Raw genomic sequence first — 15,953 nt, forward strand, 5'->3', positions numbered from 1 at the left:
CAATATTGTTATTTTATGAATTAATATTGCGCTCTTTTAATTTTCTGGTCAATGTATTACGACCCCAGCCAATTTTTACTGCTGCTTCTTGTTTGTGTCCAGCGCAGTTGGCTAGTGCCGTTTTAATCAGGCGGGTTTCTAATTGAGCTTGTACGTTAGGCCAAATATTCTCTTTACCTTGTTTAAGCTCTTGATTCAGCCATTGCTGAAATGCATCGAGCCAGTCACCTTCTTGTTGCGACGCCTCTACTTCGAGAATCTCAGGAGGTAAATCTTGCTCACTGACTAATTCACCCGGTGCCATAACGGTTAGCCAGCGGCAAGTATTCTCTAATTGACGAACATTTCCGGGCCAGTTGAATAAGCGCAGTTGATCGGTTGCTTTTGGGCTAAGAATTTTGCTTTCTACTTGCAAGTCTTTGGCGCTTTTATGCAAAAAGTGTTGCGCTAAGCGTTCTATATCTTCGGTGCGTTCACGTAGCGCGGGAAGGCGTAACCTGACGACGTTTAAACGGTGAAATAAATCATCTCTAAACTTACCCTGCTTAACGAGATCTTCAAGGTTTTGATGTGTTGCAGCAATAATACGCACATCCACTTTAATACTTTGATGCCCACCAACACGGTAAAATTCACCATCTGCTAATACGCGTAATAAGCGTGTTTGCACATCCAATGGCATGTCACCGATTTCATCTAAAAATAAGGTGCCGCCATTAGCTTGTTCAAAACGGCCTTTACGTACGCTATCAGCACCTGTAAAGGCACCTTTTTCGTGCCCAAAGAGCTCTGACTCAACCAGTTCCTTAGGAATGGCGGCCATGTTTAAAGCAATAAATTGATTTTCTTTTCGTGGGCTATGGTTATGCAAAGCACTGGCGACAAGCTCTTTGCCTGTACCAGACTCACCATTAATGAGCACACTCATGCTTGATGCCGATAGTTTACCTATAGCACGAAACACCTCCTGCATAGCGGGGGCCTCACCAATAATGTGCGCACTTTTGGGGGGAGCTTGCTTACGCTTGGTCTTTTTTGTCGCATTCGCACGGCACGCACTTTCAACAAGGCTGACGGCTTCATTTAAATCAAATGGTTTGGCTAAGTATTCAAAAGCACCTTTTTGAAACGCATTGACTGCTGAATCTAAATCTGAATGCGCGGTCATGATAATAACTGGCAGCCCTGGGTTTTGCTCTGCTATTAGTTCTAACAGTGCCATACCGTCCATTCCGGGCATACGTACGTCAGAAATAAGCACAGTCGGTTGGCTAAATTTAAGTGCAGTGAGGACATCTTGTGCATTAGAAAAGCTTTCAGCGTTAAATCCTGCACGGGTGAGGGCTTTTTCAAGTACGAAACGAATTGATGCATCATCATCTACAAGCCAAACTGTTTTCATAGGTGCTCCAAAACCGCTTAATCTACAAACGGCAGATATATATTAAATTCTGTATGACCAGGCCAGCTATCACACTCGATGTAGCCATTGTGTTGGTCGATCAAGGTTTGCGCTATCGAAAGGCCTAGGCCAGAACCACCTTCTTTATTCGTGATCATGGGGTAGAATAGCGTTTCTTTAATGCTAGGATCTATACCTGGTCCATTGTCTGAAATTTGTATCTGCAAGGCCTTTTTAGGGGGTTTTCCGGGGCGTCGTTGGCGCTGGTTGATGCGTGTTTTAATTTTGATTACACCACCGTTCACTAATGCTTGCTGCGCATTACGTACGATATTGAGCACAACTTGCTGAATTTTACCTTGGTCAATAAACACATCGGGTATACTCGGGTCGTAATCTTTTTCTAAACTGATGTTGGCACAGTTGTCGAGAGTACTTAACCTGATAACCGACTCCAAGGTTTGGTGAATATTACCGTATGATTTTTGCGGTAATTGATTCGGCCCTAGTAATCTATCAACCAGTTCTCGCAAGCGATCTGCTTGCTCAATAATTAGCTCAGCGCATTCATCCCGTTCTTGCTGATCAACCTCATACTGCAATAATTGCGCCGCTCCACGAATACCACCTAAAGGATTTTTTATTTCGTGCGCAAGCCCCCTAATTAGGTTACGTGCAGCTTGATATTGGTGCATTTGATTTGAAGCTTGATCGTGGCGGATTTCATCATCCGTTTGCCGACATTCGAGCAAAATATAATAGGCATTTTCTAGCATAACGCGTCGTGCACTAATCGCTAATTTAGCATGGCGAGAATCAACGAAAACTACGTCAGCTCTGTGCTGGTGGCAATCTACACCATCAATTAAAGCGTATTGCGCTATTCGTTTTAAATCAATTGAGTGGTAACTAAATAGGCTATCGAAAGATTGTTTTAAAATACGTTTAGGGCCTAAGCCTAATAGCTCACTCGCACTGTCATTGGCGTACACAAGGGTAAAACGTTCATCAAGTAAAATAACGGCCGTAGTCAGATTTTGCCAAATACTTGCGAGGAGTTCGGGGCGGAAAATATTATTGTTGGGCATGGTTGCACCATTTTAGTGCGTTGATGATATTTAGCAGCTTATCACAGAGTTACGTACAAGAAATGTGTCGTGGTAGAAAAAACACTATTCTTACAAAGACGATGCCCTATGCATAAAAAAAGTGCTGCTTTCACTAACCGAGACCACAGAACCTTCGGAGTTAAATAGTTTCAATTGCAATGTGTGCTCACCGCGGTTTACATCACGAAGTGCAAAAGTACCCGTGTTGCTCGGCTTAGCGAATGCGACACCATCAACGAGTAATTGAATTTTAAAACCGCTCTCAAAGCGTGGAACTATTCTACTAGTAACGTAAACAGACCCTGTATTTTCACGGACAGTTTCTTCATTAGTGGGTGAAGCAATAACAATTTTAAAGTTGACCACCGCAGCGGGCTTGTCTTCATTTAACACGGTAATATCAACAGCGGGCATAGATAAATTTTGGCTTGATAATTTAATTTCTTGGGCTCCTGCTCTAGGGCTGTCAGAAAATACCAGTACGCCATGTTTGTCTTTCCACGAGTAGATTTTTTTGTCACCGCCGTAGCTGTTAATACTAACTAAAGACATGCTTAAAAGTAATAAAATTGTTTTTTTCACTGTACAGTCCTGCATTTTTTGCACTAATTAAACTGTAGTGGATAATGACCAAATTTACCATAAAAAAAGCCCGTAAAACGGGCCTTGAGAACACATATATATTATCTATTAGATAATTTTCTCTACAGCGTTATTAGCAGCTATAGTACATTTCAAACTCAACTGGGTGAGTTGTCATGTTAAGCTTTTCAACTTCCTGACTCTTAAGTTTGATGTAAGCATCAATTAAGTCATCAGTAAATACGTTACCTTGCGTTAAGAACTCACGGTCTGCGCTAAGTGCACAGAGTGCTTCATCAAGTGATGCCGCAACAGTTGGGATCTCAGCTGCTTCTTCAGCAGGTAAGTCGTATAAATCTTTATCCATTGCATCGCCAGGGTGAATCTTGTTTTTGATACCGTCAAGACCTGCCATTAACATTGCAGAAAATGCAAGGTATGGGTTAGCTGTTGGATCTGGGAAGCGTACTTCGATACGACGACCTTTTTCAGACGGAACCACTGGAATACGAATTGATGCAGAACGGTTACGTGCAGAGTATGCAAGCATAACTGGCGCTTCAAAACCTGGTACTAAACGCTTGTACGAGTTAGTCGACGCATTTGCAAACGCGTTGATTGCTTTAGCATGCTTGATAATACCGCCGATGTAGTAAAGTGCATCTTCAGAAAGGCCGCCATACTTGTCGCCTGCGAATAAGTTAACACCGTCTTTAGCTAAAGACTGGTGACAATGCATACCAGAACCGTTATCACCAACAACTGGTTTAGGCATAAAAGTCGCAGTTTTGCCATATAAATGAGCCATGTTATGGATAACATATTTCATCTCTTGGATTTCATCTGCTTTAATTACCATCGTATTAAAGCGAGTCGCGATTTCATTTTGACCAGCGGTTGCTACTTCGTGGTGATGTGCTTCTACTACTTGGCCCATTTCTTCTAGAACGAGACACGTAGCTGAACGCCAATCTTGGAAGTCATCAACTGGAGCAACTGGGAAGTAACCGCCTTTAACACCAGGACGGTGACCTGTGTTGCCATCTGCATATTCTTTATCTGAATTCCAAGCAGCTTGCTTAGAATCAATTTTGTACATTGAACCAGACATATCCGTTTTGTATTTAACATCATCAAATACGAAAAACTCAGGTTCAGGGCCAAATAAAACTGTATCAGCAATACCTGTAGAACGCATATACTCTTCAGCGCGTTTAGCAACTGAACGCGGGTCGCGCTCATAACCTTGTAATGTTGCAGGCTCAACGACGTCACAACGTAAGATTAATGTCGCTTCTTCTGTGAAAGGGTCTAGCTTAGCTGATTCAGCAACAGGCATTAATACCATGTCTGATTCATTAATACCTTTCCAGCCAGCAATTGAAGAACCGTCAAACATTTTACCGTCTTCAAAGAAATCTTCATCAACTTGGTGATGAGGAATAGAAACGTGTTGCTCTTTACCTTTTGTATCAGTAAAGCGTAAATCAACGAACTTAACGTCATTTTCTTTAATAAAATCTAAAACCGATTGTGACATGTGTCCTCCAACTGTTGGGTTTTATTTTTGCTGCATAATTGCTTTTGTTTATAGTAAGCGTTTTCTGTGCCATATTTATAAGTCTTTGTTTATAGGTTTAAAAATTATAGTTCTACGTTATGCTACCTATTGCGTTGCACCAATATGAAGCGTTAAAAGATCATTTTGGTGCGTAACGGGATTTGGTACGACTTGTATGAATTATAAACACAGCTGTAAAACTAACTTACTTATAAAATACTGTCAAAATATGGCATGAAATGTAATGAATGTACAAAATAAGAGTTAATTCAGAAATTAAATTAATAAAAATGTCATATATAAAACAGATACTTATTGGAACTATTAAGAAAGTTTTGAAATATATATTGGATAAACTTTCATCCATGTCATTTATAGGGGATAATATGCGCCCTTTTAAATCCAATGCTGGGACATCTCGTGAAAACGCGGGTGAGAGCGTAAAGCCCCTGCAGGATCATTGAGATTCAATTTCTCTGAGTGAATATATGAGCATCGAAAAGTTAAGAAATATAGCGATTATCGCGCACGTTGACCACGGTAAAACAACACTGGTTGACAAACTACTTGAGCAATCAGGTACATTAGAAACACGCGGCGGTAACGAAGAGCGCGTGATGGACTCAAACGACATTGAGAAAGAACGTGGTATTACCATTTTGGCTAAAAACACAGCCATCTCATGGAACGATTACCATATCAATATCGTAGATACTCCAGGACACGCCGATTTTGGCGGTGAAGTTGAACGCGTACTTTCGATGGCTGACTCAGTATTACTACTTGTTGATGCTCAAGAAGGTCCAATGCCACAAACGCGTTTCGTTACGCAAAAGGCATTCGCACAGGGCTTAAAGCCAATCGTTGTTATCAATAAAGTTGATAAGCCTGGTTCACGTCCTGATTGGGTTATGGATCAAATCTTTGATTTATTCGACAACCTTGGCGCAACTGACGAACAGTTAGATTTTAAAGTAATCTACGCTTCAGCTATCAACGGCTGGGCAACACTAGATTTAGACGAGCCATCAGACAACATGGAACCTATGTTCAAGATGATCGTTGACGAAGTATCACCACCGGATGCAGATCCTGAAGGTGACTTCCAGATGCAGATCTCTCAACTAGATTACAACTCTTATGTTGGCGTAGTTGGTATTGGTCGTATCAAACGTGGTTCTGTTGCTCCTAACCAACAAGTTACTATTATCAGTGCTGATGGCACAACACGTAACGGTAAAATTGGCGCAGTACAAAGCTACCTAGGTCTTGAGCGTATCGAAACTGATAGAGCTTACGCTGGTAACATCGTAACTGTAACAGGTATTGGTGAGCTTAAGATTTCTGATACAGTTTGTTTCCCAGGAAACGTTGAAGCATTACCACCACTAAGTGTTGATGAGCCAACTGTAACAATGACATTCTCTGTAAATAACTCACCTTTCTGTGGTAAAGAAGGTAAGTTTGTAACATCACGTAATATCCGTGAGCGTTTAGACAAAGAATTAGTACACAACGTAGCACTTCGCGTTGAAGATACTGCTAGCCCAGATAGCTTCCGTGTTTCTGGTCGTGGTGAATTACACCTAGGTATCTTAATCGAGAACATGCGTCGTGAAGGTTACGAGCTTTCTGTTTCTCGTCCAGAAGTTATCTTACGTACTGTTGATGGCGTTCTAGAAGAACCGTATGAAACAGTAACTATTGACTGTCAAGACGAGCATCAGGGTTCTGTTATGGAACAAGTTGGCCTACGTAAAGGTGAACTTACTAACATGACTCCAGATGGCAAAGGCCGTATGCGTTTAGATTTCATGATCCCTAGCCGTGGTTTAATTGGTTTCCAAACTGATTTCATGACGCTTACATCGGGTTCTGGTCTTATGTACCATACGTTTGATCATTACGGTCCTCACAAAGGTGGCGACATCGGTGTTCGTAAGAACGGCGTAATGATTGCAAATGCAACGGGTAAAGCACTTACTAACGCATTATTCAACTTACAAGAACGCGGCCGTTTATTCATCGGTCACGGTGTTGAAGTATACGAAGGTATGGTTATCGGTATTCATAACCGCGATAACGACCTTACAGTTAACGCCCTTAAAGGCAAGCAGTTAACTAACGTACGTGCATCTGGTACAGATGAAGCGCAAACGCTTTCTCCGCACCTTAACTACTCACTTGAGCAAGCGCTTGAGTTCATCGATGATGACGAGCTAGTTGAAGTTACACCACTAAACATTCGTATCCGTAAGCGTCACCTTACAGAAAACGAACGTAAACGTGCGGGTCGTGCACCTAAGTCATAATCTATTAATTTAGAATAATGATTTCAAAAGCCGCTGTATTGTAAGATACAGCGGCTTTTTAGTGGGTGAAAACAAGAGTTGTAAGCTATAAGCGGTCAGATTAGAACAAGCGTGGTTGGGTAGATTGGTGTAGGTGAAAGACAACCACATAAAGCTTTACCTAAAACAGATTTAGACACTAAAGCTAACACCATAGGTGGGAATTTACCTCGCGCAGGCGCTAACGTAATTACTTTTTCGGGATAAATCTCGACCTACAGTTTAAGTAACTCAGTAATTTCAAGGTGAATAATAACAGGGCAGAGGTTAAGCTAAAAACTCGGTTTTGGCTTGTCGTGAATGAATCACATTTTGAATGTCGAGTTGTTGGCTTTCTTTTGATGGCTTAACTTCAAAGCCTTCATGGCTGAGTAACCACAATTTACGCTCAATTCCTCCTGCATAGCCTGTGAGTGAGCCATTACTGCCTATCACTCTATGGCACGGTACAATTAAGCTAATAGGATTTCGGCCATTAGCGCCGCCAACGGCCTGAGAGCCTTTGGGCTTATTCACCATTTTAGCGATGTCTAAATACGTGACGACTTCACCATAGGGAATGTTTGATAAGCAGCACCACACTGATTTTTGAAAATCTGTTCCTTTAGGATCAAGGGGCAGGTCAAATTCTTTGCGTGCTTTTGCGAAATACTCATGTAACTGTTTTTTACACTCAGTTGTTATATCGCTGGCTATGACGTGGGTTTTTATTTCCCCAGAAAATATAACTTGAGTAATGCCTTTATCTGATGCTTTAAATTCAACACACCCTAGCGGTGTATCAATATAATCGACAAACATTGCAGTCGTTTCCCTCGTTGAAAAGTTAAGTGGTTTCGCTAAAACGTACATTGTCTGATTCGCTCAGTAATATCGTCGAATGCTCTACAGCTTGTTAATGACTACAATTGCACACTTTCACCTTCATTAAGAATATATAGCGGTACTTGTGAATCCATTTTTTTATACATATGCAATAAACGCAGTAACGCAGAATGGCTGCTGTGATCGCCCATCTGCCAACTTGAGTTGCCATAGCCCCACGGTATCATAACTTTACAATTAAGCTCTTGTGCTGCGTTTAGCGCGTCTTCCGGTGTGGTATGGACATAGCGATACCATTTGCCGTTTTCTTTATGATAGTAAGAAGCGATGGGTATTAGGCATACATCAATATCGCCATATTTTTGCTGAATGTCTTGAAAGTGTTTTGAATAGCCCGTGTCGCCTGCAAAAAATAAAGTTTTACCATTTTGTTCTAGCAACCAGCCATTCCATGAGTCTTTATTGTCATCATCGTAGATGTAGGGAATAAGTACTCTATTGCTAAAATGATGAGCTGGCACTGCGTGGATCGTTAAATCATCAATATTGGTTTTTGAGTACCACGGCATTTCGCTGATGTTAAAACCACCTGTAGGAAAGTTATCCGCCATACCAAGTGGCGTTAAGTAATAGGGCTTATTACCTATGAGTTCTATATCGGCTTTATTGAAATGATCATAATGGATATGTGAATACATAACGGCATCAATATTGGCTAACTCTTGCTCATTTAACCAAGCGCCAGGCTGACGGTAGATGCCTCCTGTAAGTTTAAATGCGATATCAACGGGGGAATCAAACTGCGCTTTTACAGGGTCAAATAATATATGCTGACCGTTTGGGGTATTGATCGAAAAACTAGCGTGACCCAGCCAGCGGACAGTGTAGTTGGTATTTAACTGTGGCAGTGTTTGCCTACCTTGATACTGGCAGTTTTCAGCGCTCGTTTCACACAGCAAATCGGGGTGAGCAGGGTAGCAGTCAGTTTCGCAGGTGGTCGGGTAATTTTGCTTTTTTGGGTATACATTATGGTAGCGACCAGCACGATCACCCTCTTTGTATTGTGCAATAACAGCATCTGGTGCGGTTATCTGGGTCACTTGATTGGGCGTACCACACGCGGCCAATAAGCACGAAGCAATGATTAAACCAACACCGTATACCTTCATTGTTTATTTACGCTTTGTAATTTTAACTGCATAAAAGTGTACCAAAAACAGCCGATTAAAAAACATTTTAAAAGTAACAAAAAATAACAATAAAAAAGCCCATTACAGTGAATGGGCTTAATAGTTTTAGATCCTAGGATTATTATCCTGCTTTATTCATTTGTTCAATAAATTTGTTTGAGTCAGCAATTGACTTGTTCATATCATTCATCAATATTTGAATATCGCGTTTAAGGTTTGTAAATTCACCTTTTATGGCGGTTACAGCCTGCGCATTTAAGTTATGCTTTAAGTACAATACATTATCTTTTAACGATGAAAGTACTGGCTCCATTTTGCTTTCGGCACTTCGCATTGAGCGCAGTAGTTGGTCAAATTGGCGCTTAGTCGAATTAAGTTTTTTGCTACTTTCACGCTTTAAAGATGCACTTTTGTATTGCTCAAGTTCATCTGCCCACTCGTCAAATAACGCGTCCGCAACGTCTTCAACTTTATTGATGTTGGTGGTTACATCTTCAGCAGCTTTCAAGCTTGACTCGTAATCATCATTAAGTTGGTTATAAGCCTCTTGTAACTCGCCACCGTCAAAATTAATTAAAGTGGTTAAGCGTTCTAATGCTGATTGAAATTCTTCTTGCGATTCCTCTTGTGATTCCTTTGCCTCTTCTACACGATCAACGAGTATGTCGCGTTTATGTACACCGACAGACTCCATTGCTGAGTAATAGGCAGATTGGCAACCCGATAAAGCTAGGGTGAGTGCTAAAAGTGGTGCGCTGAGAAATGTACTTTTTTTCATTGAGATCTCTTTTTAAATCCGTTGATACTGCAAATTATGTGGGCGATTGCTATGATAATCAAAATTATTTTGTAAAAAGTTAACTTTATGAACGATAAGGTCACGCACTATAGGCAGCAAGCAGCTTCGTTTATACGTCAACAACCTGGTTGGTGGATGCAGTATATAAATCGTTGCATTGATGACCAAATCACTGTTAATGCAGGTTATTTAGCCTATGTTACTTTGTTATCTTTAGTGCCATTGATAGCAGTTGGCGTGGCAATATTTTCGGCTTTTCCGGGGTTCGAATCTACAAGAATCGAAATAGAAAATTTTTTATTCACCAATTTTGTACCGACTTCCTCTGATGTGATTAAGGAGCATATTAGCTCTTTTGCTGGTAATGCCAATCAAATGACCGCTGTCGGTATCGGTTTTTTAGCCGCAATAGCACTGCTTTTGATCCGCAATGTGGACGCAACACTGAACAGAATTTGGCGCATAAAACATAAACGCCCAATGATGATTTCGTTTGCAGTTTATTGGATGGTATTAAGCTTAGGGCCATTGTTATTAGGCGCAAGTATTGGTGTGACTTCATACATAGTATCTTTAGTGTCGTTTGCTGATCAAGGGATTCCAGGATTCAGTGGGTTTTTACTTAAACTACTGCCTTATTTAATTTCTATGGCTGGCTTTATTATGCTCTATACTTTAGTGCCTAATACGCGAGTATCGTTTAGAGCTGCGATACCGGGTGCTTTTTTTGCGGCGTTACTTTTTGAGCTAACTAAAAAAGGTTTTGCACTTTATATTAGTCACTTTCCTTCGTACGAAGTTATTTATGGTGCGGTGGCTACAATCCCCATCTTATTTGTTTGGGTGTATTTGTCGTGGGTTGTGGTGTTGCTCGGTGCTGAGTTTACCGTGTGCATAAGCCCAAAAGATATCGAAGATACGCCTGAGATCATTCTTGATGAGGAGGAAAACATCCGTTAAATAGCAATGTGTTTTGTTAGGAGCCAGCAATATGCCGTTATATCCGAACATAACCCCCTACCACGATTTTCATTTGAGTGTGGGGGATGGACACCAGATACATGTGCAAGAATACGGTAACCCCAATGGTTTACCCGTTGTGATTTGTCATGGCGGGCCCGGTGTGGGCTTACATGCTGACAACTGCCGCTTTTTTGACCCAACCCGGTACCGCATTATTTTATATAGCCAACGAGGCTGCGGTTTATCAACTCCTCATCACCTTATCGCGAATGAAACGGCTGACTTAATCAAAGATCTCGATTATTTGAGGGCTTACCTAGGCATTACCAAATGGTTGCTATCTGGCGCTTCGTGGGGGGCAACCTTGTGTTTACTTTATGCAATTAAGCATACAGAGCATGTTTTTGGGTTGATTTTACGTGGTACATTTTTAGCTGCACATGCTGATTTAGAGTGGTTATACAGCTCGCAAGGTGCCGGTGCGCAGTTTTACCCTGAGCTATACGCTAAGTTTTCTCATGATTTACCTGATGCAATGAGTATTTTAGCGTTCTACGAACAGCAATTGGCTAGTGAGAATCAAATAAGTGCCAGTCGATTTGCTAAGTTATGGTGCCAGTGGGAGGCTGTTTTAAGTCAAGGGAAGCAGTCGCTACAATGGACGCTTAGTTGCCCGCAGCATGGTTTAAATATGGCGCGTTTAATGGTGCACTACTTTATTAATCACTGCTTTATAGATGATAATCATATAGCGCAGCATGGCGACTGTTTATCTCATTTACCTATTTGGTTTATTCATGGACGCCAAGATTTAGTGTGTCGCTTTAGTGTTGCTCAACGACTTGCAAGTAGCCTGAACTCACAACTATTGATTTTAGATGGTGTTGGGCACGGTGTTGATAATCAGGTATATTTAGCGGCAGCAAGGCGAGCAGCCGATCTTATGTATATCAAATTAACGAGGAATAAATGCAAGGATTAATCCAGCGAGTAAAACACGCAAAGGTAGAGGTAGATGATCAGCTTGTAGGTCAAATAAAACAAGGAATAGTACTGTTATTAGGTGTTGAAAAACATGACGATAAAGACACCACAAATAAACTACTTCATAAAGTGAGTAACTATCGTATATTCAGTGATGAAAACGATAAAATGAATCTCAGCTTGAAAGATATAAAAGGCGAATTACTGGTTGTTTCGCAATTTACACTTGCTGCAGATACAAAAAAAGGTATGCGGCCGAGCTTTTCGTCTGCGGCTACACCTGCTCAGGCAAATGAGCTATACGAATACTTTGTAGGCCAAGCAAAAGCTGCGGGGCTGAACGTTGCAACAGGACGCTTTGCTGCTGATATGCAGGTGAGTTTATGTAACGACGGGCCAGTGACTTTTTTGCTCACTATATAGCTACTCTATCCAACTCACTTCAAGATGCCAAAAGTTGATTTAAAACGATTTATATTGCGTTATTTATTTTAACAAGGGAATAACCATCCTTTACAATCAATGCCTGCCTACATCGCTTTTAATTCCTACATAAACTGATATTTTGGGGACTTGGGTATATATTTTTGCTTATTTATACCCATTAGCTGATTCCCTACTACAATAATAAAAAGTCCGTAGAGCCTAAAAAGTGGCAAGCAAGCTTGAGTAGGGCCTCGCTTCAATAATATTGGTGTTTACAAAGGTAGTGAATCAATAATGCGTAAAAATGAACCCGTAACCCAAAAGAACATCGAGTTACCTTCCTCTGTTAATATTCTCTCGATTACATCTCCCGATAGTAAAATAAAGTATATAAATAAAGATTTTATAGCCATTTCTGGATTTGATGAAGCTGATTTAATTGGTCAGTATCATAATATTGTTCGTCACCCAGATATGCCTCCTGCTGCGTTTGCTGACCTTTGGCAATGTGTGCAATCAGGTAAATCGTGGATGGGAATAGTTAAAAATCGCTGTAAAAATGGTGACCATTATTGGGTCGACGCTTATGCAAGCCCTTTAAAGACAGCGACAGGTCAAATTGAATATCAGTCGATTAGGGTGAGGCCAAAAGACTCCGTTAAAAATAGAGCTGAAAATTTATACAAAAAATTACAAAGCGGAGGGGAATTTAGAATCCCTTGGTGGGAGAAGGCTTCTGCGACAATGTTTATGGTGTGTGGGGTTTTATTTTGTTATTTATTAACAGCCTTTTTGATTTTTAATTTCACTCAAGCCTCTTTAGGTAGTGCACTAGGGTTACCGCTTATCCCTATGTGTTTATTATTGACCAGTTTATTATGGCAATCAAAGCAATGGCATAAAGTAATCGAAAAAGCACAATCGATAGTAGATGATCCATTAGCTACCTATATTTATACGGGAAATAATAATGCAGCGAACAAGGTGTTACTGGCGCTGGAGGTGTTAAGTAAAGAAGCTGGAGCGATTGTAGGGCGTATAAATGATGCATCAGTGAATATGGGCGATGCATTAAATAGTTTAGAGCATGAGTTGTCACAAAATCATTCTCGTGTGTCGATGCAATATCAGCAAACAGACTCCATGGCATCGGCAATTACTCAAATGTCTGCAAGTTTTAATGAAGTATCGAGTAATGCACATGCAACATCAAGCGCAGCAAAATCGACACATGAGTATGCTCAACAAGGTTTATTACAGGTTGAAGAAGCAGTTAATAATATGAACGAGCTAAGTAATGATGTTAACAATGCAGCAAGCGTTGTAGAGCAATTAGAAAAAGATGGTGCAGCTATTAATGATGTAGTTGCTGTTATACGTTCGGTTGCAGAACAAACTAACTTATTAGCCTTAAATGCAGCAATTGAGGCTGCAAGAGCAGGTGAGCAAGGTCGTGGTTTTGCTGTTGTTGCAGATGAGGTTCGTACTTTGGCTAATAGAACCCATCAGTCCACAGAAGAAATTGTGAAGACAATAGAGAAGATAAATCAAGGTACAAAATCCGCTGTTGCCGCAATGGAAAAAGCACAGCAACGCGTATCGAGTAGTGTGGATTCAACGACCCAAGCTAAAACATCAATTGAGTATATGAGCACGGAGATGAATCATATTCTGGATCTTAATATTCAGGTTGCGACTTCAGTTGAGCAGCAAGTGAAAGTTGCGGAAGAGATAACTGAAAATGTTACAAAAATTAAGGATTATAGTGAAAGCGGTTTACAATCTTCTGAGCAAAATATTGCTAAATGCGCAGCTTTACAAACGCATTCAACTGCTCTAAATAGTATCGCGCAACATTTTTGGGCGCAAAAATCAAAGTAGAGTAAATAGACCGTTATTTTTTCAACAGTACAATATGGTTTGCATAACCAGAGATGTGCTTTATGGTGGGTTGTATTGAAAATGTACTAAGTAATATCGATTCGAGTTGTTTTAATTGAGAGTCATGTTGGGAAAGGAAGTTAATAAACAGGCAGCCATTTTTTGATAGTTTTTTATAGATTTTTCGATAAAACTGCTGCTTGTATAAAAATAGTGGAACATCGAGTTTGCTAAATAAATCAAGTATAATCCAGTCATATACCTGCTCTCTTTCAAGCTCTATTTCAGCATCTAAACATCGTAAATTTGAGTCACTTTTTTTATCAAAAAAATGTGTGTAGCAATGAATTATGTCCGGGTTTTTTTCTATCGATATTAGATTGCAATTAGGGTAGGTGAGTCGTAGATAGTTATGTATAGCACCACCGCCTAGGCCAAGCTCCAATATGCTTTGTGGAACTGGAATTGACTGCCATAACTTTGCCAAGTGCTGTAAGTGAGGAAAGTGTAGCTGACTGGGATCGTCCGTTGTTACCACTGATTGAAGTGTGTCGTTGATGAGTAACCAACGAAGTTGTTTATACTCACGCACTTGAATGCAATCAGCGCCGCATTTTTGCCAATATAGTAATTGCCCTATACGGTGACAGTCTTCAACAAAACACTGTTTTACTGTCCCGTTTGCTTTTAATAAATATTCCATTACATGAGAATAGATGAGTCAAGGTAAAGTGCCAGCTTGTCCGCTAGGTTTTACAGGTAACAATAGTTATTTCTCTTGGCTAACCAAAGTCGTATTCCAAGTGTTTATCAAATCGAGTATGGTAGTTTGCAAATAATAACAGACCGCATTCTTATTAAATAAACCGCTCGCGTGTGTAGATGTTTTAATTTAATGAGTTGTTTATGGCGGCCTTGATTGCAACAGGAGTGATTATGTTTCAGGTGACAACACCACAAAGTAGCGAAGATTGGCAAGCTTATTATCAATTACGTTGGCAGGTACTGCGCGCGCCTTGGAATGAACCGCGTGGCTCTGAGCAAGATGATTTAGAGCAAGATGCTGAACATCGTTTTATAAAGAATAAAGCAGGTGAAGTGTTAGGTGTTGCACGGCTTCATTTTAATAATCACCAACAAGCACAAGTCCGTTATATGGCCGTGGCTGAAGGTAATCGAAATCAGCATATTGGCAGTCGCTTATTACATGAACTTGAAAAATTAGCATGGACACAAGATGCAGGTGAGCTTGTGTTGTATGCGCGTGAACGCGCATTGGATTTTTATAAGCGCCACGGCTACGAATTAAAAGAAAAAGCCCATTTAGCCTATGACGATGTACAGCATTGGAAAATGATAAAGCAAAAGCCGTCTGAGCCAGGCTGGTTTCGTCATCCAAATTGGACTCAAGTATTGCAAAATACATGGCGTGAGTCGATCCCGATCAGCGATGCAATGGGTATTAAAGTGGAGAGCTACACCGATTGGCAATTCACGACCAGTGCAGACTTGGATGCTAATTTAAACCTGCACAATACGATGTTTGCAGGATCTATTTATAGCTTAGCGACATTAACTGGGTGGGGAGCGACTTACTTAGCGCTTAAAGAAGCGCAGCTTGAAGGTAATATAGTGTTGGCCGATGCTAATATTAAATATTTAAAGCCGTTGAATAATGAGCCTCGTGGGAGTGTTGATTTAAGTGGCTGTAAAGGAAAGCTAGCCGAGCTTGAAAGTGAAGGTAAAGCCAGTTATTTAGTGCCTGTTGAAATATACGATGGCGATGTGCTGGTCGCTGAATTTGAAGGGCAATTTATTATTAAAAAATAGCGCTGTTATATGCTAAATAAAAAGCCAAGTGAATACTTGGCTTTTTAAAT

The 15,953-nt window shown here is 40.6% G+C and carries 14 protein-coding genes; 6 read left to right on the plus strand and 8 right to left on the minus strand.

Translation table 11 applies throughout. From position 1 onward, the window contains the following. Positions 1-13: 13 nt before the first annotated feature. From ntrC to glnA, 4 genes are all read right to left on the minus strand, one after another. Complete coding sequence (ntrC, locus tag HJP15_RS13970) at positions 14-1,402, minus strand: nitrogen regulation protein NR(I) (protein ID WP_054206894.1); 1,389 nt, start codon at positions 1,400-1,402, stop codon at positions 14-16. A 17-nt stretch (positions 1,403-1,419) separates the two neighbouring features. Continuing rightward, a complete protein-coding gene (glnL, locus tag HJP15_RS13975) occupies positions 1,420-2,490 on the minus strand; it encodes a nitrogen regulation protein NR(II) (RefSeq protein WP_054206893.1) in 1,071 nt (356 codons plus the stop codon). A 90-nt stretch (positions 2,491-2,580) separates the two neighbouring features. Beyond that, positions 2,581-3,093 (minus strand): DUF4124 domain-containing protein, encoded by a 513-nt coding sequence (locus tag HJP15_RS13980; protein ID WP_231659121.1) that lies wholly within the window; start codon positions 3,091-3,093, stop codon positions 2,581-2,583. A 133-nt stretch (positions 3,094-3,226) separates the two neighbouring features. Further along, positions 3,227-4,633 carry a glutamate--ammonia ligase gene (gene glnA, locus HJP15_RS13985; protein ID WP_054206891.1) on the minus strand — a complete coding sequence of 469 codons (1,407 nt, stop codon included), beginning with the start codon at positions 4,631-4,633 and terminating at the stop codon, positions 3,227-3,229. A gap of 509 nt (positions 4,634-5,142) precedes the next feature. Here glnA and typA point away from each other — a divergent pair. Next, the gene (typA, locus tag HJP15_RS13990; protein WP_169328167.1) at positions 5,143-6,966 is read left to right on the plus strand and encodes a translational GTPase TypA; all 1,824 of its coding nucleotides are present in this window, start codon (positions 5,143-5,145) and stop codon (positions 6,964-6,966) included. A gap of 306 nt (positions 6,967-7,272) precedes the next feature. Here the strand turns inward: typA and HJP15_RS13995 are convergent, their stop codons facing one another. The 3 genes from HJP15_RS13995 to HJP15_RS14005 all read right to left on the minus strand — a co-directional run bounded on the left by HJP15_RS13995 (position 7,273) and on the right by HJP15_RS14005 (position 9,798). Beyond that, positions 7,273-7,806, minus strand: a complete 534-nt coding sequence (locus HJP15_RS13995; protein ID WP_170174025.1) for a methylated-DNA--[protein]-cysteine S-methyltransferase — start codon at positions 7,804-7,806, stop codon at positions 7,273-7,275. Positions 7,807-7,907: 101 nt separating this feature from the next. Next, positions 7,908-8,999, minus strand: a complete 1,092-nt coding sequence (locus tag HJP15_RS14000; protein ID WP_170174026.1) for an MBL fold metallo-hydrolase — start codon at positions 8,997-8,999, stop codon at positions 7,908-7,910. Between the two features lie 142 nt (positions 9,000-9,141). Further along, positions 9,142-9,798 (minus strand): DUF2959 domain-containing protein, encoded by a 657-nt coding sequence (locus HJP15_RS14005; RefSeq protein ID WP_054206886.1) that lies wholly within the window; start codon positions 9,796-9,798, stop codon positions 9,142-9,144. Between the two features lie 87 nt (positions 9,799-9,885). Between HJP15_RS14005 and HJP15_RS14010 the strand changes: the two genes are divergently transcribed. The 4 genes from HJP15_RS14010 to HJP15_RS14025 all read left to right on the plus strand — a co-directional run bounded on the left by HJP15_RS14010 (position 9,886) and on the right by HJP15_RS14025 (position 14,073). Next, a complete protein-coding gene (locus HJP15_RS14010; protein ID WP_054452905.1) occupies positions 9,886-10,779 on the plus strand; it encodes a virulence factor BrkB family protein in 894 nt (297 codons plus the stop codon). Positions 10,780-10,810: 31 nt separating this feature from the next. Next, complete coding sequence (locus tag HJP15_RS14015; RefSeq protein ID WP_170174027.1) at positions 10,811-11,764, plus strand: alpha/beta fold hydrolase; 954 nt, start codon at positions 10,811-10,813, stop codon at positions 11,762-11,764. Then, positions 11,752-12,189: a D-aminoacyl-tRNA deacylase gene (dtd, locus tag HJP15_RS14020; protein WP_170174028.1), complete on the plus strand. Its 438-nt coding sequence runs from the start codon at positions 11,752-11,754 to the stop codon at positions 12,187-12,189. Before HJP15_RS14015 ends, dtd begins: the two co-directional genes overlap by 13 nt. 297 nt (positions 12,190-12,486) lie before the next feature. Beyond that, entirely contained in the window at positions 12,487-14,073 is a 1,587-nt protein-coding gene (locus HJP15_RS14025; RefSeq protein WP_054206882.1) for a methyl-accepting chemotaxis protein, read from the plus strand. A gap of 13 nt (positions 14,074-14,086) precedes the next feature. Here the strand turns inward: HJP15_RS14025 and HJP15_RS14030 are convergent, their stop codons facing one another. Beyond that, positions 14,087-14,776, minus strand: a complete 690-nt coding sequence (locus HJP15_RS14030) for a spermidine synthase (RefSeq protein WP_054206881.1) — start codon at positions 14,774-14,776, stop codon at positions 14,087-14,089. 233 nt (positions 14,777-15,009) lie between these two features. Between HJP15_RS14030 and HJP15_RS14035 the strand changes: the two genes are divergently transcribed. After that, positions 15,010-15,903 carry a bifunctional GNAT family N-acetyltransferase/hotdog fold thioesterase gene (locus HJP15_RS14035; RefSeq protein ID WP_054206913.1) on the plus strand — a complete coding sequence of 298 codons (894 nt, stop codon included), beginning with the start codon at positions 15,010-15,012 and terminating at the stop codon, positions 15,901-15,903. Positions 15,904-15,953 lie beyond the last annotated feature (50 nt).

It is taken from the genome of Pseudoalteromonas sp. NEC-BIFX-2020_002 (assembly GCF_013002825.1).
Lineage (GTDB): Bacteria > Pseudomonadota > Gammaproteobacteria > Enterobacterales > Alteromonadaceae > Pseudoalteromonas > Pseudoalteromonas neustonica.